At 64.9% G+C, this 23,586-nt stretch carries 19 protein-coding genes; 4 read left to right on the top strand and 15 right to left on the bottom strand.

Features of this window, described 5'->3' with window-relative positions; all coding sequences use genetic code 11:
* Positions 1–714 (top strand): N-acetylmuramate alpha-1-phosphate uridylyltransferase MurU, encoded by a 714-nt coding sequence (gene murU / locus OKW43_RS15925; protein WP_429448370.1) that lies wholly within the window; start codon positions 1–3, stop codon positions 712–714.
* Between the two features lie 3 nt (positions 715–717).
* Here murU and OKW43_RS15920 read toward each other — a convergent pair whose 3' ends face one another.
* Positions 718–2,616 carry an ABCB family ABC transporter ATP-binding protein/permease gene (locus OKW43_RS15920; protein ID WP_429448368.1) on the bottom strand — a complete coding sequence of 633 codons (1,899 nt, stop codon included), beginning with the start codon at positions 2,614–2,616 and terminating at the stop codon, positions 718–720.
* A gap of 165 nt (positions 2,617–2,781) precedes the next feature.
* Between OKW43_RS15920 and OKW43_RS15915 the strand changes: the two genes are divergently transcribed.
* Positions 2,782–3,177, top strand: a complete 396-nt coding sequence (locus OKW43_RS15915) for an acyl-CoA thioesterase (RefSeq protein WP_429448366.1) — start codon at positions 2,782–2,784, stop codon at positions 3,175–3,177.
* A gap of 122 nt (positions 3,178–3,299) precedes the next feature.
* Positions 3,300–3,911, top strand: coding sequence for a glutathione S-transferase family protein (locus OKW43_RS15910; RefSeq protein ID WP_187633929.1), 612 nt, complete (start codon positions 3,300–3,302; stop codon positions 3,909–3,911).
* An 83-nt stretch (positions 3,912–3,994) separates the two neighbouring features.
* Here OKW43_RS15910 and OKW43_RS15905 read toward each other — a convergent pair whose 3' ends face one another.
* Together OKW43_RS15905 and OKW43_RS15900 are read right to left on the bottom strand one after the other, a co-directional pair.
* Positions 3,995–7,162 (bottom strand): sensor domain-containing protein, encoded by a 3,168-nt coding sequence (locus OKW43_RS15905; protein WP_429448364.1) that lies wholly within the window; start codon positions 7,160–7,162, stop codon positions 3,995–3,997.
* 225 nt (positions 7,163–7,387) lie between these two features.
* Positions 7,388–7,864: a nitrate reductase associated protein gene (locus tag OKW43_RS15900; RefSeq protein WP_187633931.1), complete on the bottom strand. Its 477-nt coding sequence runs from the start codon at positions 7,862–7,864 to the stop codon at positions 7,388–7,390.
* Positions 7,865–8,022: 158 nt separating this feature from the next.
* Here OKW43_RS15900 and fdhD point away from each other — a divergent pair, with 158 nt between their 5' ends.
* Positions 8,023–8,907 carry a formate dehydrogenase accessory sulfurtransferase FdhD gene (fdhD, locus tag OKW43_RS15895; RefSeq protein ID WP_429448361.1) on the top strand — a complete coding sequence of 295 codons (885 nt, stop codon included), beginning with the start codon at positions 8,023–8,025 and terminating at the stop codon, positions 8,905–8,907.
* Positions 8,908–8,973: 66 nt separating this feature from the next.
* Here fdhD and OKW43_RS15890 read toward each other — a convergent pair whose 3' ends face one another.
* The 12 genes from OKW43_RS15890 to ubiB all read right to left on the bottom strand — a co-directional run bounded on the left by OKW43_RS15890 (position 8,974) and on the right by ubiB (position 23,577).
* A complete protein-coding gene (locus OKW43_RS15890; protein WP_429451687.1) occupies positions 8,974–9,744 on the bottom strand; it encodes an enoyl-CoA hydratase in 771 nt (256 codons plus the stop codon).
* Positions 9,745–9,861: 117 nt separating this feature from the next.
* Positions 9,862–11,061, bottom strand: coding sequence for an acetyl-CoA C-acyltransferase (locus OKW43_RS15885; protein ID WP_429448359.1), 1,200 nt, complete (start codon positions 11,059–11,061; stop codon positions 9,862–9,864).
* A gap of 28 nt (positions 11,062–11,089) precedes the next feature.
* Positions 11,090–13,525: a 3-hydroxyacyl-CoA dehydrogenase/enoyl-CoA hydratase family protein gene (locus OKW43_RS15880; protein ID WP_429448357.1), complete on the bottom strand. Its 2,436-nt coding sequence runs from the start codon at positions 13,523–13,525 to the stop codon at positions 11,090–11,092.
* A gap of 85 nt (positions 13,526–13,610) precedes the next feature.
* Entirely contained in the window at positions 13,611–15,398 is a 1,788-nt protein-coding gene (locus OKW43_RS15875) for an acyl-CoA dehydrogenase C-terminal domain-containing protein (protein WP_429448355.1), read from the bottom strand.
* Positions 15,399–15,498: 100 nt separating this feature from the next.
* Entirely contained in the window at positions 15,499–16,098 is a 600-nt protein-coding gene (locus OKW43_RS15870) for a TetR/AcrR family transcriptional regulator (protein ID WP_429448353.1), read from the bottom strand.
* A 180-nt stretch (positions 16,099–16,278) separates the two neighbouring features.
* Positions 16,279–17,538 (bottom strand): cardiolipin synthase ClsB, encoded by a 1,260-nt coding sequence (gene clsB, locus OKW43_RS15865; protein WP_187633938.1) that lies wholly within the window; start codon positions 17,536–17,538, stop codon positions 16,279–16,281.
* A complete protein-coding gene (nudB, locus tag OKW43_RS15860; RefSeq protein ID WP_429448351.1) occupies positions 17,535–18,050 on the bottom strand; it encodes a dihydroneopterin triphosphate diphosphatase in 516 nt (171 codons plus the stop codon). The genes clsB and nudB overlap by 4 nt, the downstream gene beginning before the upstream one ends.
* Before the next feature lie 198 nt (positions 18,051–18,248).
* Entirely contained in the window at positions 18,249–20,048 is a 1,800-nt protein-coding gene (gene aspS / locus OKW43_RS15855; protein ID WP_187633940.1) for an aspartate--tRNA ligase, read from the bottom strand.
* A gap of 75 nt (positions 20,049–20,123) precedes the next feature.
* Complete coding sequence (locus OKW43_RS15850; RefSeq protein WP_187633941.1) at positions 20,124–20,780, bottom strand: DUF502 domain-containing protein; 657 nt, start codon at positions 20,778–20,780, stop codon at positions 20,124–20,126.
* Between the two features lie 75 nt (positions 20,781–20,855).
* A complete protein-coding gene (locus OKW43_RS15845; protein ID WP_187633942.1) occupies positions 20,856–21,188 on the bottom strand; it encodes an FmdB family zinc ribbon protein in 333 nt (110 codons plus the stop codon).
* A 181-nt stretch (positions 21,189–21,369) separates the two neighbouring features.
* Positions 21,370–21,993, bottom strand: coding sequence for a methyltransferase domain-containing protein (locus OKW43_RS15840; RefSeq protein WP_429448348.1), 624 nt, complete (start codon positions 21,991–21,993; stop codon positions 21,370–21,372).
* A gap of 6 nt (positions 21,994–21,999) precedes the next feature.
* On the bottom strand, positions 22,000–23,577 hold the full coding sequence (gene ubiB, locus OKW43_RS15835) for a ubiquinone biosynthesis regulatory protein kinase UbiB (RefSeq protein WP_429448346.1): 1,578 nt from the start codon (positions 23,575–23,577) through the stop codon (positions 22,000–22,002).
* Between the last annotated feature and the right edge of the window lie 9 nt (positions 23,578–23,586).

Below are 23,586 nucleotides of genomic sequence, written 5' to 3'. Positions count from 1 at the left end.
ATGACGATGTCCGTAAAGAAAGCGATGATTTTCGCCGCGGGCCGCGGCGAGCGCATGCGTCCGTTGACGGACGCGTGCCCGAAGCCCTTGCTCGAAGTGGGCGGCAAGCCGCTGATTGTGTGGCAGATCGAACGGCTCGCGCGCGCCGGCATCCGCAGCATCGTGATTAATCATGCGTGGCTCGGCGCGCAGCTCGAAGCCGCGCTCGGCGACGGTTCGCGCTGGCACGTCGAGTTGCGCTACTCGCCCGAGCACGAGGCGCTGGAGACCGCGGGCGGCATCGCGCAGGCGCTGCCGCTACTAGCAGACGACGGCGCGGACCACGTATTCGTCGCGGTGGCCGGCGACGTGTACAGCGAGTACGACTACGCCGCGCTGCACGCACGCGCCGGCCAGTTGAAGGCGCTGCCCGAGCCCGGCATGCATCTGGTGATGGTGCCGAATCCGGCGTTTCACCCGAACGGCGACTTTGGTCTCGTCGACGGCATGCTGTCGCTCGAGGCGCAGCCGCGCGTCACGTTCGGCAGTTTCGGGCTGTACGACACGCGCATGTTCCGGGATCTGCCGCGCGGCACGCGGCGCGCGCTGAGCCCGTATTACCGCGGGACCATCGCGCGTGGGCTCGCGAGCGGCGAGCTGTATGAAGGCGTGTGGGAGAACGTCGGCACGCGGGCGCAGCTGGAAGTGCTCGATCGGCTGTTGCGCTCGCGCTGAGCTTTACTTCGCCGGGCTCTCGCTCGCGCCGACGGCTTCCGCCCCTTCCACCACCTCCGGTGTCTGCGCGGCGCGCTGCTGCAACGCCCACATCTGCGCGAACAGACCGTTCGCGCGCAACAGCTCCGCGTGCGTGCCGCGCTCGACGATGCGCCCTTTGTCCATCACGATGATCTGCTGCGCGTGCACGACCGTCGACAGCCGGTGCGCGATGATCAGCGTCGTGCGTTCGCGCGCAATCAGGTCCAGCTCATGCTGGATCGCGCGCTCGGAGCGCGAATCGAGCGCGGACGTCGCTTCGTCGAACAGCAGGATCGGCGGATTCTTGAGTATTGTCCGCGCGATCGCCACGCGCTGTTTCTCGCCGCCGGAGAGCTTGAGTCCGCGTTCGCCAACCGGCGTGTCGTAGCCCTTCGGCAGACTCTCGATGAACTCGTGGATATGCGCGGCGCGCGCCGCCGCGATCACTTCGTCGCGCGTCGCCGACGGCCGCCCGTACGCGATGTTGTAGTAGATCGAATCGTTGAACAGCACCGTGTCCTGCGGCACGATGCCGATCGACGCGCGCAGCGAATCCTGCGTGACGTCGCGAATATCCTGCCCGTCGATCCGGATCGCGCCGCCCGTCGCGCGGTCGAGATCGTAGAAGCGGAACAGCAGCCGCGCGAGCGTCGACTTGCCCGAGCCGCTGTGGCCGACCACCGCCGTCGTCGTGCCGGCCGCGATCGTGAAGCTCACGCCGTGCAGAATCTGCCGCGCAGGCTCGTACGCGAAGCTCACGTCGTCGAAGCGCAGCTGCGCGCCGCTGACCTGCAAGGCCACCGCGTCGGGCGCGTCCGGCACTTCCTGCGGCGCGCCGAGCAGCGAGAACAAGCGGTCCATGTCGGTCAGGCTCTGCTTCAGCTCGCGATAGACCACGCCGAGAAAATTCAACGGAATATACAGCTGCAGCATGAAGGTGTTGATCAGCACCAGGTCGCCGAGCGTCAGACGCCCGGCCATCACGCCCTGCGTCGCGCGCCAAAGGATGAACACGAGCCCCGTGCCGATGATCGCCTGTTGCCCGAAGTTCAGCGCCGACAGCGAGCGCTGCGACTTGATCGCCGCCGCGCGATAGCGCTTCAGGTTTTCGTCGTAGCGGCTCGCTTCCCACTCCTCGTTGCCGAAGTACTTGACGGTCTCGTAGTTGAGCAGCGAGTCGATCGCGCGCGAATTCGCCTTCGAATCGAGCTCGTTCATCGTACGGCGAAAGTGCGTGCGCCACTCGGTGACCTTCACCGTGAACGCGATGTACACCGCGAGCGCGACGAACGTGACGATCGCGTAATAGGCCTCGTATTTGACGACGAAAAAGCCGAGCACGAGACCGACTTCGACGAGCGTCGGCAGGATGCTGTACAGCGAATAGGAAATCAGCTGCGTGATGCCGCGCGTGCCGCGTTCGATATCGCGCGACATGCCGCCCGTCTGCCGCTCCAGATGAAAGCGCAGCGACAGCCCGTGCAGATGGCGGAACACCTTCAGCGCGAGTTGGCGCACCGCGCTTTCGGTCACTTTCGAAAACAGCATTTCGCGCAACTCGGTGAAGAGCGACGTCGATAGCCGCACCACCGCATACGCGACCACCAGCAATCCGACGCCGCCGAGCAGCACGATGCCGGGCGCGTCCTGCGCGCGGCCGAGCGCGGTCAGATGCCGGACCGACGCGAGACTGTCGACGATGCGCTTCATCACGATCGGCACGCCGAGGTTCGCGACCTTTGCGCCGATCAGGCAGCTGAGCGCGAAGCCGACCCGCCATTTGTAGGTCGCGAGATACGGCAGCAGCGACAGGATCGTCTGCCAGTCGTTGCGGGGTTGGGTGGAAATCGGCGAGGGTTCGGACGAAGGCGTGCGGCGCATAAATCGTGAGGAGAGTGTGGAACTGCCAGAGTTCGCAGCGGCGCGCGGCTCGCGCGCTTCGCTGGGCGCTTTCCCGTACAATTCCTGATCTTCGTATTGTCGCAGAAGCCGGCTGGTGCCGCTTTTCATGGCCCACGGTCGAATACGTTTCCCAAGGATGTCCCGATGACCGATCTTCTTCAACTTCCGTCCAAGCCGTGCGCGCTGCGCGTGATGCCGCAGCCATCGGACTCGAACATTCATGGCGACGTGTTCGGCGGCTGGATCATGGCACAGGTCGACATCGCCGGCTCGATTCCGGCAAGCCGTCGCGCGAATGGGCGGGTCGCGACGATCGCGGTCAATTCTTTCCTGTTCAAGCAGCCGGTGTTCGTCGGCGATCTGCTCAGCTTTTACGCGGACATCGTGAAGACCGGCAATACGTCGGTGACGGTGTCGGTCGAGGTCTACGCGCAGCGAATGAGGCTCTCGCAGGAAGTCGTCAAGGTCACGGAAGCGATCCTCACCTACGTCGCCACCGACAGCGACCGCCGTCCGCGCGCGCTGCCCGTGCTGGACTGAGTCAGCGAGGATGCTTAAGCTAGCGGTTCCACGCGTCACGCGCCGCGCCACCCGCTAGCCGTTTCAGCCGATCAGCGCACGAGGCCCGGGCGCCCCATAGTCGCTCTTCTAATGGAAACGAGATGAAACTGATCGGAATGCTCGACTCGCCCTACGTGCGGCGCGTCGCCATCTGCATGAAGCTGCTCGCGCTCGACTTCGAACACCAGTCGATTTCGGTATTCCGCACCTACGACCAATTCGCGAAGATCAACCCGGTCGTCAAGGCGCCGACGCTCGTCGCCGAAAACGGCGCGATCCTGATGGACTCGACGGTGATCCTGCAGTATCTGGCGACGCTCGCCGGTCCCACCCAGCTGTTCCCGACGCAAGCCGACGCGGCGTTGCGCGCCGCGCGTCTGACGGGTCTCGCGCTCGCCGCGTGCGAAAAGAGCGTGCAGATCGTCTATGAGCGCAATCTGCGGCCTCAGGAGAAGCAGCATGAACCGTGGGTCGAGCGCGTGCGCGCGCAACTGCTCGCCGCCTATGCCGGACTCGAACACGAGTTGGGAGAAGGGCCACTGCCCGATGCACAGCAGCAGTTCAGCGCGGCGGACGTGGCCGTCGCCGTCGCATGGCAGTTCACGCACATGATGCTGCCGGAGACGGTCAGCAAGGACGATCATCCGCGGCTCGAGAAGTTTTCCGCGTTCGCGGAAAGCCTGCCAGTGTTCAAGGACACACCGGCGGAGTGACCGGCGGCTAATGCAACACGCGGCAACACGCGGCACTACGCGGCGCCCCACGGCGACACCGGGCGCCGCGCATCACGCTCGCCTCACGCCGGCTCCAGCTCCCGCACCAACCCGCCGTGCAGCAGCTCGGAAATCGCTTCCGTCGATAGCGGCCTGGCGAAATAGAAGCCCTGCATCTCGTCGCACGCGCGTTCCTTCAGGAAGTCGAGTTGCGCGGACGTTTCCACGCCCTCGGCGATCACCTGCAGCTTCAGCGAATGCGCGAGCGCGATGATCGCCGACGTGATCGTCTCGTCGTCGCCCGACACACCGATATCCGATACGAACGAGCGGTCGATCTTCAACCGGTCCACCGGGAAGCGCTTCAGATAGCTGAGGCTCGAATAGCCGGTGCCGAAGTCGTCGATCGCGAGACCGATGCCGAGCGCGTGCAGCTCGTTGAGCATCGACACCGCTTCTTCCGCGTTGCGCATGATCGTGCTTTCGGTCAGCTCGAGTTCGAGGTACTTCGGTTCGAGCCCTGTCTCGTCGAGCACCTGCATGACGAGCTTCGCGATATCGCGCTGCTGGAACACGCGCGCGGACAGATTCACCGACACGCGTGCCGGCGGCAAGCCCTGATCCTGCCACGCCTTGTTCTGGCGGCATGCCTCGCGCAGCACCCACTCCGACAGCGGCCCGATCAGCCCGCTTTCCTCGGCCAGCGGAATGAACGACGACGGTGGCACGAGCCCGACCTCGGGATCGTGCCAGCGCACCAGCGCCTCGATACCGACGATCTGTCCGCTGCCGATATCGACCTGCGGCTGATAGTGCAACAAGAACTCCTTGTCGCGCAGCGCGCGGCGCAGGCGTCGTTCGAGATTCAGGCGCGCGCCCGCGCTCGCGTTCATCTCCGGCTGATAGAACTGGAAAGTGTTGCGTCCCATGTCCTTCGCGCGGTACATCGCGACGTCGGCCTTCTTCATCAGCGTTTCGGCATCCTCGCCGTCCTGTGGGAACAGGCTCGCGCCCATGCTGCAGCCGACGTACAGCTCGGTGCCGTCGAGCCACACCGGCTCGGCGATCGACGCACGCGCGCGCTCCATCCACGTGATCAGCGATTGCTCGTCGACGGTGTCGGTCATCACGATCACGAACTCGTCGCCGCCGTGGCGCGCAACCGTGTCGCTGGTGCGCGAGCAGCGCGCGAGCCGTTCGGCGACCACGCCGAGCAGCCGGTCGCCGACGCTATGGCCGAGGCTGTCGTTGACGTTCTTGAAGCCGTCGAGATCGAGGAACACGACCGCGACGCCCGTATGGTGCCGCTGCGCGACGACGAGCGCATGTTCGAGTCTGTCGCGCAGCAGGTTGCGATTCGGCAGCCGCGTGAGGCCGTCGTAGTTGGCCTGGTATTCGAGCTGTTCCTGATAGCGGATCAGCTCGGTCACGTCGTTGATCACGCCGATATGATGCGTGATCACGCCTTCCGCGTTCGGCACCGGCGCGATGAACAGCTGATTCCAGAACAGCGCGCCGTCCTTGCGATAGTTGCGCACCACCGCGCTGACCTCGCGATTCGCCGCGAGCGCCTCGCGGATCAACGCGACGCCTTCCTGGTCACGGTCGTCGCGTTGCAGCACGCGGCAGTCGTGGCCGATCACCTCGGCGGGATCGTAGCCGGTGATGCGCATGAACGCCGGATTTACGTATTCGATCAGATTGCCCGACGGCGACGGCGCGGTGATCAGGATCGCGTTGACGCTCGCGTCGAGTGCACGGCTTTGCAGACGCAGCGCGAGATCGGCGCGCTTGCGCTCGGTGATGTCGGTGTACGAGCCCAGCACGCCGATCACCTGGCCGTCGCCGTCGGTGAACGGCAGCTTGCTCGTGACCGTCGTGCGATGCACGCCGTCGATCACGAAGTCGACCTCGAAGTTCATCTTCGGCACGCCGGTGCTCACGACTTCGCGATCGTGCCCGGTCAACAGATCGGCGAACGCGCGCCACGCCAGATCGGCGTCGGTCTTGCCGACCACCTGCTCGGGATACGCGAGCCCCGCATCGCGCGCGAACGCCATGTTGCAACCGAGATAGCGCGAGTTCAGGTCCTTCCAGAAGATGCGCTGCGGAATGTTGTCGATCACCGCTTCGAGCATCTGATTCGAGCGCTGCGCTTCTGCTTCGGCGTTGATCTGGTCGGTCACGTCGTCCGCCAGCACGAAGGAGGCGTCGCGGCCCATGAAGTTCAGCGCGTGATACGACACGTTCACGCTGAAGATCGAGCCGTCCTTGCGCCGATGCCGCCAGACGCCCGCCATCGTGTGGCTCTGACGGAGGTCGGCGCTGCGGTGCAGATGCGTCTCCAGGCGGCCGATTCCGGAGTTCGGGCGGATCGCCCGGATCGTCATGCCGAGAAACTCGCTTTCCGTGTAGCCGTATTGCTGGATCGCGGCCTTGTTGACGGCGAGAAAGCGCAGCGTGTCGCGATCGATGATGTACATCGGCACCGTGTGATCGTCGAACAGGCTGCGAAAACGCTCGTCGTTGCGCACCAGCGCGCGGGCGCTGCGCAGCTTCTCGCGAGCGCTGTTCTCGCGCGCGCCGAAGGTGAGGAACAGTAGCGCGCTGCCGGTGAGCATCGTCACGAGCAGCACGAACATCGCGCGCTCGCTGTCGCTCGCCGATGCCGCGAGCGAGGTCTGCAACGAGCGGTTTTCCTCGCTGCGCAACGTGGCGAGCGCGACTTCGACACGCTCGAGCGCGAGGCCGAGATGCGAATCTGGCGGCGCGGTGTCGACGGAGCGGTCGACGGATGCGTCGAATGGCGCGTCGAAAGGGGCCGCGTCCGACGCCGCGCCGGCGGCGCCGCGCACACCGCTCGCGTCGCTGCGCAGCGCGTGCTCGATATCGTCCTGCAACCCGTGCCGCGCCGCGCTCAGGCTGGCGAGCGCCGCCGACATGTACGGCTCGCTCGCGAGTTCGTCGCGCAGTGCGCGCTCGCGGCTCGCGAGTGTTTCCGTCATCGAAGCGGCCGCGTCGGGCGGCACCGGCTTGCCCGATGCCTTCAGGCGGTGCAGCGCGGCTAGCGCATTAGCGAGCGCGGCGTGATACGCATCGAGGTTCTGGTGCACGCTGGTCGAGCGCTGCAGGCGCGCATCGGCGTCGCGCTGCCCGCGAATCTGCGTGTACGCGACGAACGCGTTCGCACCGACCGCGACGACCACGACTGCGATATTGATCAGCAGCCGCTTCGAAAAATAAGGAATCATGGGTTCCGAACGTTCAATCGTTCCGAGGGCGGGAGCGCGCGCTCGCGGTCGGTGCGTCGGGCCGCATCGATGCAATTCTTTTACGCGCCAACCTTTGGATATCGGCAGCGATCGGAAGCGGGTTGAGGGTCGGCGTGAAAAAAACTGAGGATTGGGGAAAGGCTGCACGTAGTTCCGGGGCGCCTGGCCGGCCGCACCTAGCCGGCCGCGCCTAGCCGGCCGCACCTAGCCGGCCGCTCCAAATTCCTTCATCGCCGGCACGAAATCGTGGTTCGCCTCGGGCTTGCGCGACAGCTTCGCGAGCACATAGCGCTTGAATGGATCGAGCTCGGCCCAGCGCACGACGCTCGGCGCGGCGAGGCCCGCCAGCCCCGCCTGATGCGCGACACCGTCGGGCACGCTGTCGGTTTGACGCCAGGCCGGCGACTCCTCCGGCGTGAACCACTCGGGTTCGACGTTCGCGTGCGTGCGCAGCATTTCGAACAGCGCGTGATCGAAATTCGGCTCGATCTGCGTATCGTCTTCGACCGGGAAACGCGCGAGCAGCTTGCGGTCTTCGAGCGGCAGCTGCTGCCATTGCGCGAGAGTGATGCGCAGCCCGAAACGGTCGAGATTGAAGCGCACCGACATCGGGATATAAGTGAAATTCTCCGAAGACGCGACTTCGAAGTCGAACAGAAGCGGTGCTTCGTTGAGTCCCATGTCAGTGCTCCTTGTCGATGGCGGACAGCGTGCGGGCGTCGCTTGAGGTATTTTAGAACCTTATTCGCGCGACGGCGGCCCGCGCGACGGCCGCCGCAGAGCATACGGCGAGCCCGGCGGGCACTTGAACGCGCGGCATGGTACAGGAGTGAAGCAGCTTGAACGGACAGCAAAACGGGCGCCAGACCGGGCGGGCGAACGATCAGCCCCACGCCCTCGACACCGACGAACAACCCGGCGCGATGCAACTCGAAGTGCGCCGCCATCGCGGCGCGGTGGTTGAAACCGCCACCGATCACGTCGGCCAGGAGTGGCCGGTCGCGCTCGTGTTCAACGGCATCTCGCACGCGGTGATGATGTGCACGCCGCGCGATCTCGAAGCGTTCGCGGTCGGCTTCGCGATTTCGGAGGGGATCGTCGAGCGCGGCAGCGACATTCAGGACATCGAGGTCGAACTGCACGAGCACGGCGAGCTGCCGCATGCCGAGGTGCAATTGCAGGTCGTGCAGCAGGCGTTCGCCGGTTTGAAGGAAAGGCGCCGCGCGCTCGCCGGGCGCACCGGCTGCGGCGTGTGCGGCATCGAAAGCATCGATCTGCTGGATCTGAAACCGCAGCGTGTACCCGACACTGGCTTCTTGCAGCGGCTCGCGCCCGATGCGATCGCACGCGCCGCGCGCGCGCTGCCCGAGCACCAGGCGCTCACTCGTTTGACGGGCGGCCTGCACGCGGCCGCGTGGTGTGATGCGCAAGGCGCGATCCACTATGCATTCGAGGACGTCGGCCGCCACAACGCGCTCGACAAGCTGATCGGCCAGCTCGTGCTCGACCGCGCCGATACGCGCGACGGTTTCGTGTTTCTATCGAGCCGCGCGAGCTACGAGCTGGTACGCAAGGCCGCGCGCGTCGACGTGCCGATGGTCGCGACGATCTCGGCGCCGTCGTCGCTCGCGATTGCGATCGCGCGTGAGGCAGGCGTGCGGCTCGTGAGCTTCTGCCGCGAAGGCAGCTACGTCGATTACGACACGTGGCAGCCGCAGGTTTAAGCGATTGAAGCTGCGCAGCGGCGATTCACCGGCAACGCACCCGAATCCCGCCTGCGCCGCCCGCCGCTAGTCGAACTGCCGAAAATCCGGCTTGCGCTTGTCGAAGAACGCCTTGAACGCCTCGCGCGCTGCGGGCGCAAGCAGCATCTTGCCGAAGTGCACCGCTTCCTCGGTCATCTGCGTCTGCAGTTCCTGCTGGCTTGCGCGCTTCATCAGGCTCTTCGTGACGCGCAACGACGACGCCGGCAGCGCCGCCAGCTTCGCGGCCTGCGACGCCGCGAACGCGTCGACTTCGCCCGCCGGCAGCACGCGATTCACGAAGCCCATGCGGTGCGCTTCGGCCGCGTCGAACGCCTCGCCGAGCAGCAGCTTTTCCGCCGCCGCCTGATAGCCCGCCGCGCGCTGCAGCAGCAGGCTCGACGCTGCCTCCGGGCACAGCCCGAGCTGCGTGAACGGCAGCGAAAAGCTCGCGGTATCGTCCGCGTAGACCAGGTCGCAATGCAGCAGCAGGGTCGTGCCGATGCCGATCGCCGGCCCCGCGACCGCCGCCACCACCGGCTTTTCCGCCGAGCTGATCGCGCGCAGGAACTGGAACACCGGCGGACTTTCACCGACCGGCGGCGACTTCATGAAGTCTTCGAGATCGTTGCCCGCGCTGAAAATGCCCGCGCTGCCGCGAATCAGGATCGCCCGCACCGACGCGTCGCCCTGCGCTTCGACGAGCGCGTCGGCCATCGTCTGATACATCGCGGCCGTGATCGCGTTTTTCCTGCCGGGCCGGTTCAAGCCGATGGTCAGCACCCCGTCCGCGCGCTCGACCAGAATATCCGTCGTCATCCCGTTCATCTCCTTGTGCTCCTGCTGAATGTAAAAACGGTCCGCGAGCCGGGCGGCCTGCGAACCGTTGCGCGGTGCTGAGTGGATCACTGAAGGATCCCCCGGTCGATCACCGGCTCACAGGCGCTCGATAATGCCCGCCGCACCCATGCCAGTACCGACGCACATCGTCACCATGCCGTACTTGTAGTTGCGGCGGCGCAGGCCGTGCACCACGGTCGCCGCACGAATCGCGCCCGTCGCGCCGAGCGGATGGCCCAGTGCGATCGCGCCGCCGAGCGGGTTGATCTTCGAGGTATCGAGGCCGAGGTCCTGGATCACCGCGAGCGACTGCGCGGCGAATGCCTCGTTCAGCTCGATCCAGTCGAGATCGTCCTGCTTCAGGCCCGCGGCTTTCAGCGCGGCCGGAATCGCTTCCTTCGGGCCGATGCCCATGATTTCCGGCGGCACGCCGCGCACCGCGAAGCTGACGAAGCGCGCGAGCGGCGTCAGGTTGAACTGCTTGAGGATTTTTTCCGACACGACGATCAACGCGCCCGCGCCGTCCGACGTCTGCGAGCTGTTGCCGGCCGTGACCGAGCCTTTGTTCGCGAACACCGCGCGCAGCTTCGCGAGGCCCTCCATCGACGTGTCCGCGCGCGGACCTTCGTCGAGCTTCACCTCGCGCGCCTTCACGCTGATTTCGCCGGTCGCGAGATCGGGGAAACGCTCGGTGAGCGTGTACGCGGCGATTTCGTCGTTGAATTCGCCGGCTTGCTGCGCGGCAATCGCGCGGCGATGCGATTCGACCGAGAACGCGTCTTGTGCTTCGCGGCTGATTTTCCAGCGCTCGGCGACCTTCTCGGCGGTCAGGCCCATGCCGTACGCGATGCCGACGTCTTCGTCGCGATCGAAGATATGCGGCGACAGCGACGGCTTGTTGCCCATCATCGGCACCATGCTCATCGATTCGCAGCCGCCCGCGATCATCGCATCCGCCTCGCCGACGCGGATGCGGTCCGCGGCCATCGCGAGCGCGGTCAGACCCGACGCGCAGAAGCGGTTCACCGTGACGCCGCCGACCGTGTTCGGCAGTCCGGCGAGCAGCGCGCCGATCCGCGCGACATTCAGACCCTGCTCCGCTTCCGGAATCGCGCAACCGACGATCGCGTCTTCGATCACGCCGGTGTCGAGGCCGGGCACCTGAGCGACGGCCGACCTGATCGCGTGAACCAGCAGCTCATCCGGACGCGTGTTTCTGAACACGCCGCGCGGCGCCTTGCCGATCGGCGTACGGCTCGCGGCGACGATATATGCGTCCTGCAATTGCTTTGCCATTTGGGAATCTCCTTTGTCGGCAAGCCGCTTAGTTGCGCACCGGCTTGCCGGTCTGCAGCATGCCCATGATCCGTTCCTGCGTCTTCTGCGTGCCGAGCAGCTCGACGAACGCGCGACGCTCGAGTTGCAACAGCCATTCTTCGTCGACGAGGCTGCCCGCTTCGACGTCGCCGCCGCACACCGCTTCCGCGATGCGGCTCGCGATCAGGAAATCGTGCTCGCTGATGAAGCGGCCGTCGCGCATGTTGACGAGGGACGCCTTGATCGTCGAGATCGCCGAGCGGCCCGCGACCGGCACCTGGGTCGCGCGCAGCGGCGCACGGTAGCCCGCCGCGGCGAGCGCGCGCGCTTCCTTCTTCGCGATGTCGAGCAGTTCGAACACGTTGAAGACGATCGTGTCGGACGGCTTCAGGTAGCCCATCGCGCGGGCGTCGAGCGCGGAGGCCGACACCTTCGCCATCGCCGCGTTCTCGAACGACTTCTGCAGGAACTTCAGCAGGTCGTTCGTGGCGCCGACCTGGCTCGCCGCTTCGGCCGCGCGCAGTGCCGCTTCCTTCAGGCCGCCGCCCGCCGGCACCAGACCCACGCCGACTTCGACGAGACCCAGATAGCTCTCGATGTGCGCGACGCGCTTCGCGCTATGCAGCGCGAGTTCGCAGCCGCCGCCGAGCGCGATGCCCGAGATCGCCGAGATCACCGGCACGTTCGCGTACTTCACGCGCAGCATGCCCTGCTGGAATTTCTTCACGAACGGCTCGATGCCCTTCGCGCCGCCCATCATGAACGCGGGCATCGCTTCTTCGAGGTTCGCGCCCGCCGAGAACGGACCACCCGGCGTACCGAGCTTCAGCGATGTGGGCTGCCATACGACGAGGCCCTTGTAGTCCTTCTCGGCCAATTCGATCGCCTGCGTCAGACCGTCGATCACCGCCGGTCCGATCGTGTTCATCTTGCTCGTGAACGACACGATCAGCACGTCGTTCTCGCCCGCGCGATCGTCTACCCATGCGCGCACCGCATCGGTCTCGAACAGCGTCTTGCCGTAGGTCTTCGGATCGGCGCCGGTTTCGCCGACGAGCGGCGCGCGGAACACCTGCTTGCGGTACACGTCGAGCGACGAGCGCGGCACGAAGGTCTTAGTGGCCGGCGACCATGAGCCTTCAGCCGTATGCACGCCGCCCTTCTCGTCAACCGCGCCTTCGAGCACCCACGATGGCAGCGGCACGTTGGCGAGCGCCTTGCCCGCCGCGATGTCTTCCTGGACCCACTCGGCGACCTGATTCCAGCCGGCCGTCTGCCAGCCTTCGAACGGGCCTTCGCTCCAGCCGAAGCCCCAGCGGATCGCGAGATCGACGTCGCGCGCATTGTCGGCGATCGATTCCAGATGCACGGCGATGTAGTGATAAACGTCGCGGAAGATCGACCACAGGAACTGTGCCTGCGGATGCTGCGTTTCGCGCAACAGCTTCAGCCGCTCGGCGGCCGGACGCTTCAGGATGCGGCCGACGATTTCGTCGGCCTTCGCGCCACCGTCGACATACTCGCCCGTCTGCGGGTCGAGCACTTTGATGGCCTTGCCTTCCTTCCGGTAGAAGCCGCCGCCGGTCTTCTGGCCGAGCGCGCCCTTCTTCACCAGTTCGGCGAGCACGGCCGGCGTTTCGTAGACCGGCAGAAACGGATCGTCCGGCAGCGTGTCCTGCATCGTCTTGATCACGTGCGCCATCGTGTCGAGACCGACCACGTCGGCGGTGCGGAACGTCGCCGACTTCGCGCGGCCGAGGCGCGCGCCGGTCAGGTCGTCCACTTCGTCGAAACGCAGGCCGAACTTCGCGGCTTCGGCAATAACCGCAAGGATCGAGAACACGCCGACGCGGTTCGCGATGAAGTTCGGCGTATCTTTCGCGCGCACGACGCCCTTGCCGACCACGCTGGTCAGGAAGGTTTCGAGCTGATCGAGAATTTCCGGACGCGTCGTCGCGGTCGGGATCAGTTCGACCAGATGCATGTAGCGCGGCGGATTGAAGAAGTGCACGCCGCAAAAGCGCGCCTTCAGGTCGTCCGCGAAACCTTCGGACAGCGCGGTGATCGACAGCCCCGACGTGTTGGTCGCGAAAATCGCGTTCGGGCCGAGGTGCGGCGCGACCTTCTTGTACAGGTCGTGCTTCCAGTCCATGCGTTCGGCGATCGCTTCGATCACGAGGTCGCATTCGGCGAGCTTCGCGATGTCGTCGTCGTAGTTCGCGGGCTGGATGTATTGCGCGTCGTCCTTCACGCCGAATGGCGCCGGCGACAGCTTTTTCAGATTCTCGATCGCCTTCAGCGCGATCCCGTTTTTCGGGCCTTCCCTGGCGGGCAGGTCGAACAGCAGCACGGGCACCTTGGCGTTGATCAGGTGCGCGGCGATCTGCGCGCCCATCACGCCGGCGCCGAGCACGGCTACCTTGCGAATGATCAGATTGCTCACGTCGTTTCTCCGGGGAGTAGTGCGATGGCGCGAAGCGTCAGCCATGCTTCGCGCGATGTGTGTGGCCTCGCTCGATGTGCGAGCGTCAGAACAACGCTTCTTCGACGTCCATCATCGGCTTCGAACCGGCGCGCGCCTGGCGGATAGTCATCGCCGTTTCGGGCAGCAGCTTCGCGAAGTAGAAACGTGCGGTCGCGAGCTTCGCCTTGTAGAACGGATCGCCCGACGCCTGTTTGTCGAGTGCGATACGAGCCATGCGCGCCCAGAAGTACGAGAACACCAGGTGGCCGACCGTGCGCAGATACGGCACGGCCGCGGCGCCGACTTCGTCGGGGTTCTGCATCGCCTTCATGCCGATTTCCATCGTCAGTTTCTGCACCTTTTCGCCGATGTCCGCGAGCGGGTTCACGAACTCCTGCATCTCCGGCTTGATGCCTTCGGCTTCGACGAATTCGGCGACGAGCTTGCCGAACTTCTTCATCTTCGCACCCATGTCGCCGAGCACCTTGCGGCCGAGCAGATCGAGCGACTGGATGCCGTTGGTGCCTTCGTAGATCATGTTGATGCGCGCGTCGCGCACGTACTGCTCCATGCCCCATTCCGCGATGAAGCCGTGACCGCCGTAGATCTGCATCGCGTGATTGGTGCTTTCGAACGCGTTGTCCGACAGGAACGCCTTCAGGATCGGCGTGAGCAGCGCGACCAGGTCGGCGGCTTGCTTGCGCTCGGCTTCGTCGGCGTGCGACAGCTCCTTGTCGATATGGAGCGCCGCCCAGTACGAGAATGCGCGGCCGGCTTCTGCGTAGGCCTTCTGCGTGAGCAGCATGCGGCGCACGTCCGGATGCACGATGATCGGATCGGCGGCCTTCTCCGGCGCCTTCGGACCGGTCAGCGAACGCATCTGCAGTCGCTCTTTCGCGTACGTGAGCGAGTTCTGATACGCGACTTCGGTGAGACCGAGGCTCTGCATGCCGACACCGAGACGCGCGGCGTTCATCATCACGAACATCGCGTTCAGGCCTTTGTTCGGCTCGCCGACCATCCAGCCCTTCGCGTTATCGAGATTGATCACGCAGGTCGCGTTGCCGTGGATGCCCATCTTGTGCTCGATCGAGCCGCACTTCACGCCATTGCGCTCGCCGGGCTCGCCCGCATCGTTCGGGACGAACTTCGGCACGATGAACAGCGAAATGCCCTTGGTGCCCGTCGGCGCATCCGGCAGACGCGCGAGCACGAGGTGAATGATGTTCTCCGCCAGATCGTGCTCGCCGCTCGAGATGAAGATCTTCGTGCCGCTGATCGAGTACGAGTCGTCGCCGTTCGGCTCTGCCTTGGTACGCAGAATGCCGAGATCGGTGCCGCAATGCGGCTCGGTCAGGCACATCGTGCCGGTCCAGACGCCCGCGACGAGTTTCGGCAGATAGCGCTGCTGCAGCTCGTGCGTACCGTGCGCGTGCAGGCATTCGTAAGCGCCGTGCGACAGGCCCGGATACATCGTCCACGCCTGATTCGCCGAGTTGAGCATTTCGTAGAGCGCGTTGTTGACGAACGCGGGCAGTCCCTGGCCGCCGTATTGCGGGTCGCAGCCGAGCGCCGGCCAGCCGGCTTCGACGTATTGTCTATAGGCTTGCCTGAAGCCCTTCGGCGTGGTCACGACGCCGTCACCGGCATACGTGCAGCCTTCCTGGTCGCCGCTGTGGTTGAGCGGGAACAGCACTTCGGAGCAGAACTTGCCGGCTTCCTCGAGCACCGCGTTGATCGTGTCGGTGTCGAGTTCGGCGTGCTTCGGCATGTGCCGAAGTTCGGCCTCGACGTTGAGCAGTTCGTGCAACACGAATTGCATGTCGCGCAGCGGCGCGGCGTACTGTCCCATGACTCTCTCTCTCCCTGTTTTGACAAAAGGCCAGGCCGTTGGCCGGGTCCGTGGTCGGACCTTCTGCGCCGCGCGCTTCCGGTAGGTTCCGGCGACACCGCTAACGGCTTTCGCTCTGGTACGAATTAATCAGTTTTTCCAGCGCGGCCCACGTGAGACGCACCGCGTCCGGCAGATGCAGGAAGCGCGCGTCGTGATGCAGGCCGAGCGTGACGCTATACAGTTCGAACAGCATCAGCTGCGGATCGGTATCGGCACGCAAGTGCCCTTCTTCCATTGCCTGCGAAATCGCGCGCATGAGCGCCGCACGCCACATCGTCACGCTCGACACCAGTTGCTCGCGCACCTGGCTGTCCGCGCGATCGTCGTATTCGACGGCACCGCTGATGTAGATGCATCCGGTCTTGACTTCCTGAATGCGCTTCTCGTACCAGCGGGAGATCATCGCGCGCAAGCGTGGCAGACCGCGCGGCTCACGCAGGCTCGGGAAAAACACCTCGTCTTCGAAACGGCGGTGATATTCGCGCACGACCTCGAGCTGCAGATCCTCGCGCGATCCGAAATGCGCGAACACACCGCTCTTGCTCATCTGCATGCGCTCGGCCAGCAACCCAATGGTCAGACCTTCCAGTCCGTCCCGGCTTGCCAGATCGAGTGCTGCATCGAGAATCGCGGCTCGGGTTTGTTCGCCTTTTCGCATAGCTGTTTTACTGTTCTAACGTGACCGAATTTAAAATCGAACGGCCGTACTATTATTGAGTGCTTGCCGTCCGCGAAACAAGCACTTTATTAGAAACCGGTTTCTAACCGCGTTTTAATTTGGCGGCTTTCGACCATCAGATCAATCAGATTTTTAGAGGCGTTCGCCTTGTGACCGGTATTAGTCGTAGCCGCCTACCGTCAGCAGCTTCATCGCGACGCGGTAGCTCGTGTACGCGATCCAGCTCAGCGCGCGCACGCGTGCCGGTCGCGATTCGTAGTGCGCTTCATCGATCGGGCGTGCGTCAGTGAACGCGTCGAGAATGGCGTCGCGGAGTTTGGCGATCGATGGATCGTTCACGAGCACGACGTTCGCTTCGTTGTTCAGCATCAGGCTGAGCGCGTCGAGATTCGACGAACCGACCGTGCCCCAGTTCGAATCGACCACCGCGACCTTGCCGTGCAGCAGCGTCTTCTCATATTCGGCGATCTGCACGCCCGCGCGCAGCAGCGCGTGGTACAGAAACGGCACCGCGTAATCGAGCGCCTTGAACTCCTTGCGCCCGATGATCAGCTTCACGAGCACGCCGCGCTGCGCCGCGAACACCAGCGCGCGACGCAGCTTGCGCCCAGGCATGAAATACGGATTGGCCAGCAGGATTTCGTGGCGCGCCTGGCCGATCGCGACCAGATAGGCTTTTTCGATCGCGCGGCGGTTGATCAGGTTATCGCGCGCGACGAACGCGACGCACGGCTCGCCGCCGGCCCACCGCTCTTCGTTGCGGCGCCGCCGGCGCCTGCGCAGACTGCCGAGCGAGTTGGCGCCCTGCGGCGACAAGTCGGGCTTCATCGAATCGAGCGGCCGATGGCCGACGCGAATCCGCCGCCACTGCACCTCGATGGCGTCGCGCACGTCGGCGACCACCGGCCCGCGCAGTTCGACCGCGAAGTCCCATCGCCGGTACGGCAGCTTCTCGCCGTTGTTCTCGTAATCGTCGACGATATTGATGCCACCGCAATACGCGATCTGATCGTCGATCACGGCGAGCTTGCGATGCGTGCGCGAAAAGCCGAAGCGGCCGAACAGATGCGGGTTATAGATGCGATGCTCGATGCCGCCAGCCGGCCATTGCTCGAACATCTTCAGGCGCGCGGTGCCGACGCCGTCGGTGATCACGCGCACTCTGACGCCGCGCGCGGCAGCGCGCAGCAACGCCTCGCTGACCGCGCGGCCGGCTTCGTCGTCGCAGAAGATGTAGGTTTCGAGCGCGACGTCGTGCTCGGCGGCGTCGATGCGCCCGATCAGCGCGTCGAAGAAATCGTCGCCGGAGCGCAGCAGCTCGACCTCGTTGTTACCGGTGAAGCGGTAGCGCTGCCAGTAGCGACGGCCGAGCAACGTGTGCCGCAGACGCGCGAAACGGCCCGAGCCGCCTGCGCTCACCGGCCACGCTCCCCGGCCAGCGAACCGGATTGCGGGTCGTCCGGGCGCGCGGCGAGCCGGCGCGGCAACTGCAGGATCGCATCGGCATTCGACGCCGAAAAGCAGCGCGATGCGGCTTCTTCATACGGCAGCCACATATAAGCGGTGTGTTCGCGCGGCGCGAGCGTCACGTCGATGCGCTCGGGCACCTGCAGGCTGAACCAGTGCTCGGTGTTGTAGAGCACGCCTGCTTCATAGCGGTAACGAAATTCCGGGTAGATCTCGTAGTCGATCGAGTACTGCCAGTCGAACAACGCGCTACGCGGCACTAGCGCGCCGCCGATCATGATGCCGGTTTCCTCGCCGACTTCGCGCACCGCCGTGTCGGCGAGCGGTTCGTCGAGCCGGTCTTTCGAACCCGTCACGGACTGCCAGAACTCCGCATGATCAGCGCGCTCGAGCAGCAGCACGTCGAGCGCGGGCGTATGAATGATGACGAGGACGGACTGCGGAATTTTCGGCGGTTTCGGCATGGCTCAAAACTGGGCGCGACGAGACGCGCGGTACATGTCGGATGACGGTCGAAAGGGTCTGGAAAGCGGTGGCTTCACTGTAACGCAAAAAATGAAAAAGGCGCTGAGGTGGAGATCACCTCAGCGCCTTTTCGTTTCGCTTGTGTGGCTTTTTTGCGGCCGCCGGCCCGCTGGCCGGTCGCGCGAAGCGGCCGCGGTTTACGCCTTCGGTTCCGGCGTACGCAGACGGATGTGCAGCTCGCGCAGCTGACGCTCGTCGACTTCGCTAGGCGCCTGCGTGAGCAGATCCTGCGCGCGTTGCGTCTTCGGGAACGCGATCACGTCGCGGATCGAGTCGGCGCCGGCCATCATCGTGACGATGCGGTCCAGACCGAACGCGATACCGCCGTGCGGCGGCGCGCCGTATTGCAGCGCGTCGAGCAGGAAGCCGAACTTCGCCTGCGCTTCTTCCGCGTTGATCTTCAGCGCGCGGAACACTTTGCTCTGCACTTCCTCGCGGTAGATACGCACCGAGCCGCCGCCGATTTCCCAGCCGTTCAGCACCATGTCGTAGGCCTTCGCGAGGCAGCGCGCCGGGTCCGTTTCGAGGTACTCGAGGTGCTCGTCCTTCGGGCTCGTGAACGGGTGATGCGCGGCGACGTAGCGGTTGTCTCCCTCGTCGTATTCGAACATCGGGAAGTCGACGACCCACAGCGGCTTCCAGCCGGACTCGACGAGACCGTTGGCCTTGCCGAACTCCGAATGACCGATCTTCAGACGCAGCGCGCCGAGGCTGTCGTTGACGACCTTCGCGCGATCCGCCGCGAAGAAGATGATGTCGCCGTCTTGCGCGCCGGTGCGCTCGATGATCGCCTTCAGCGCTTCGTCGTGCAGGTTCTTGACGATCGGGCTTTGCAGACCGTCACGGCCCTTCGCCGCTTCATTGACCTTGATCCACGCGAGACCCTTCGCGCCGTAGATGCGCACGAACTCCGTGTAGCTGTCGATGTCGCCACGCGACAGCTCGCTGCCCTTCGGCACGCGCAGCGCCGCGACGCGGCCGTCCTTCGTGTTGGCCGGGGTGCTGAACACCTTGAAGTCGACGTCGCGCATCGCGTCGGTGAGCTCCGTGAATTCGAGCTTCACGCGCAGGTCCGGCTTGTCCGAACCGAAGCGGCGCATCGCTTCCGCGTATTCCATGACCGGGAATTTCTGGTCGAGCTCGACGCCGATCGTCGTCTTGAACACGTGACGGATCATCGCCTCGAACAGATCGCGGATTTCCTGTTCCGACAGGAACGAGGTTTCGCAGTCGATCTGCGTGAATTCCGGCTGACGGTCGGCGCGCAGGTCTTCGTCGCGGAAGCACTTGGTGATCTGGTAGTAACGGTCGAAGTTCGCGACCATCAGCAGCTGCTTGAACAGCTGCGGCGACTGCGGCAGCGCGAAGAACTGGCCCGGGTTCGTGCGCGACGGCACGAGGTAGTCGCGCGCGCCTTCCGGCGTGCTCTTCGTGAGCATCGGCGTTTCGATGTCGATGAAGCCCTGCTCGTCGAGGTACTTGCGCACTTCGATCGCGACGCGGTAGCGCAGACGCAGGTTGTGCTGCATCTGCGGACGGCGCAGGTCGAGCACGCGATGCGTGAGGCGCGTGGTTTCCGACAGGTTGTCGTCGTCGAGCTGGAACGGCGGCGTGACCGACGCGTTCAGCACGATCAGCTCGTGGCACAGCACTTCGATCTTGCCGCTCTTCAGCGAGGCATTGGTCGTGCCTTCCGGACGGCCGCGCACGACGCCCTTGATCTGCACGCAGAACTCGTTGCGCACGCCTTCGGCGATCTTGAACATGTCAGCGCGATCCGGATCGCAGACGACCTGAACGAGCCCTTCGCGATCGCGCAGGTCGATGAAGATGACGCCGCCATGGTCGCGGCGGCGGCTGACCCAGCCGCACAGCGAGACGGATTGGCCCAGCAGTTCTTCGGTCACCAGACCGCAGTATTCAGATCTCATCGACATGATGTTTGTCTTTCGTTATGCATTGGTTGAACGGCGCGCCGCAGACGATCCTGCATGAAGCGTTGCGCGCCGGCATTACAGCGGAGGCTCGACGGTGGTGCGGCGCACCGGCGCCGGCGGCGGCGCGGACGGCGCCACGACGCCCATCGAGACGATGTACTTGAGCGCAGCGTCGACCGTCATGTCGAGCTCGATCACTTCACTCTTCGGCACCATCAGGAAGAAGCCGGACGTCGGGTTCGGCGTGGTCGGCACATAGACGCTGACGTAGTCTTCCTTCAGGTGGTTGACCACGTCGCCGCCCGGAATGCCGGTCAGAAACGCGATCGTATAGGAACCACGGCGCGGGTACTCGATCAGCAGCGCCTTGCGGAATGCATTGCCGCTGCTCGACAGCAGTGTGTCGGACACCTGCTTGACGCTGGTGTAGACCGGGCCGACCACCGGAATGTGCGCGACCAGCAGTTCCCACCACTTCACGAGCTTCTGCCCAATGAAGTTCTGCGTCAACAGCCCGACGACGAAGATGAACGCGAGCGTGAGCACCGCGCCGAGGCCGGGCAAACGATAGCCGATTGCGCGCTCCGGCTGCCATGAGCTCGGTAGCAGCAACAAGGTCTGGTCCATCGTGCCGATGATCAGGCCGAGCACCCACAGTGTGATGGCCAGAGGCACCAGCACCAGCAGGCCGGTCAGAAACACCGATTTGAGCGTGAATTTCTTCGTCGTCATGTGTACCGCCAGAAAGCTGCGCGGGCCGAAGCCCATGCGCGGTAGATACGCCGCCCGCGCGGGGCGGCAGTCCCACTAGGCGCTGCCGGAACCGCTCGGGCTCGCAGCGGCGGGCGCAGCGGCAGGGGCTGCGGGAGCGGCCGGGGCAGCCGATGTAGCCGGGGCAGCGGCTGCGGCCGGCTCGGACTTCGCTTCCGACGCTTCAGAGGCGGCCGGCGTGCTCTTGCCGCCGCGGAAATCGGTCACGTACCAGCCGGAGCCTTTCAACTGGAAGCCGGCGGCGGTGAGTTGTTTGCTAAAAGTGTCTTTTCCGCACTCGGGACACTGCGTTAACTGGGGGTCGCTCATCTTCTGGAGCACGTCCTTCCCGAAACCGCATGACCCGCATCGATAAGCGTAGATCGGCATGATCGTTTCCTACTCCAAATCCCTACTGAAATCTTGTAAACGCTTGCAAAGCCTCGAATTATAGCCGCAAACGATGTCCGTTCCCCGCATTTCGGGGAAGCCGACGCGTGCCGCGCCCACCAGCGCGGCAGATGGGGGCGACCCGCGGACCTCTCAAGAGCGGCGCGCGTCGCGCGTGGCGTTATCCGCGACGTCGCCAGGTAAGCCAGCGCTCGCGTCCGGCGAAGACGGCGATCGAGTCGTCGACCGCTTCATCTTCGATCAGCTCGAAGTGTGGCGTGAGCAGCGCGTCGAGCTCGCCGCGTTCGACGCCGAACGGCGGCCCTTTCGGCGTCGCGCCGATGAAAAACAAGCCCGCGAGCAACGCGCCGGCCGGCAGCAACGCGGCCATGCGCTGCGCGTAGTCCGCGCGGCGCGCCGGCGGCAGCGCGCAGAAGAACGCGCGCTCATAGATCCACGCCGGTGCGAACGGCGGTATATAGGTGAAAAAATCCGCCTGCTCGACGAGCGATGCATGCTGTGCGCCGAGTTGCTCGCGCGCCGCCGCGACGGCGGCCGGCGAGAAATCGATCGCGCGCACCGGGTTGCCCTGACGCGCAAGCCATACCGCTTCATACGCGCTGCCGCAGCCTGGAATCAGCACGGCGGCGTGGCGGTGCCGTTCGGCGAACGCGCGAAACGCGGACGGCACGCCCGCCTGATCCCACGGTGTGAAATGGTGCTCGAAGCGTTCGTCCCAGAACTCGGGCGAGTTGGGATCGCGGGTCGCGAAATCGGGCCCGGAGGGTTGGGTCGGATCGCTCATCGGGTTCTATCCACCATAAGCCAGTACCAAGAACGCGCGCGCCAGCATCGCGCCGACGCCGACCGCCACGCCGAACAGCAGCAGGCCTTGCAGCAGACGGTTAGTGCGCTTCTGCTCGAGCAGGATCTGGCGGATCACGTCGTCGTTCGCGCCGCCCACCGGATGGTGACGTTCGGCCAGCAAGTTATGAACGAGGCGGGGCAACTGCGGCAGCGTCTTGCTCCACTGCGGCGCCTCGATCTTCAGACGCTCGTACCAGCCGCGCACGCCAATCTGCTCGTTCATCCAGCGCTCGAGGTAAGGCTTCGCGGTCTTCCACAGATCAAGTTCGGGATCGAGCGAGCGGCCGAGGCCTTCCACGTTCAGCATCGTCTTTTGCAGCAACACGAGCTGCGGCTGAATCTCGACGTTGAAGCGCCGCGATGTCGAGAACAGGCGCATCAGCACCTGGCCGAGAGAAATGTCCTTCAGCGCGCGATCGAAGTACGGTTCGCAGACCGCGCGGATCGCGCTTTCGAGTTCTTCGACACGCGTGCTCGGCGGCACCCAGCCGGACTCCAGATGCAGCGTCGCGACGCGATGGTAGTCGCGCTTGAAAAACGCGAGGAAGTTCTGCGCGAGGTAGTTTTTGTCGAAGTCCGACAGCGCGCCGATGATGCCGAAGTCGAGCGCGATATAGCGGCCGAAGTGCGCGGGATCGAGGCTCACCTGGATGTTGCCGGGATGCATGTCGGCATGGAAAAAGCCGTCGCGGAACACCTGCGTGAAGAAGATCTCGACGCCCTCGCGCGCGAGCTTCGGAATATCGACGCCCGCCGCGCGCAACGTTTCGACCTGGCTGATCGGCACGCCGACCATGCGCTCCATCACGAGCACCGTGGGCGTGCAGAACTCCCAGTACATCTCGGGCACGAGCAGCAGGTCGAGCCCCTGGAAGTTGCGCCGCAACTGGCTGCCGTTGGCGGCCTCGCGCATCAGATCGAGCTCGTCGTGCAGGTATTTGTCGAATTCGGCGACCACCTCGCGCGGCTTCAGGCGCTTGCCGTCGGCCCACAGACGCTCGGCCCACACAGCGATGTCACGCAACAGCGCGAGGTCGGATTCGATCACCGGCAGCATGTTCGGGCGCAGCACCTTGACGGCGACCGCCTTGCCCGCATGCTGGCCGGCCTTAACCTTCGCGAAATGCACCTGCGCGATCGATGCGCTCGCGACCGGCACCCGCTCGAAATCGTCGAACAGCACGTCGACCGGCGCGCCGAGCGACTTCTCGACGAGCGCGATCGCGACCGCCGAATCGAACGGCGGCACCTGGTCCTGCAGCTTGGCGAGTTCATTGGCGATATCGACCGGCAGAAGATCGCGACGCGTCGACAGCACCTGGCCGAACTTGACGAAGATTGGCCCGAGGCTTTCGAGCGCGAGCCGCAGACGCACGCCCGGCGGCGCATCGAACTTACGGCCGAGCGTCGTGATACGCAGCAGCAGACGCACGCGCCGGTCGTTGATGCGGCTCAACATCATTTCGTCGAGGCCGAAGCGGATGACCGTAAAAAATATCTTGAGGAAACGCAGAAAACGCATGGCTGGGCC

Origin of the sequence: Paraburkholderia sp. WC7.3g, from assembly GCF_050436345.1 — a bacterium.
Lineage (GTDB): Bacteria > Pseudomonadota > Gammaproteobacteria > Burkholderiales > Burkholderiaceae > Paraburkholderia > Paraburkholderia podalyriae.
The sequence above is the reverse complement of the archived record's forward strand: the minus strand, read 5'-3'. Positions and strand labels throughout refer to the sequence as shown.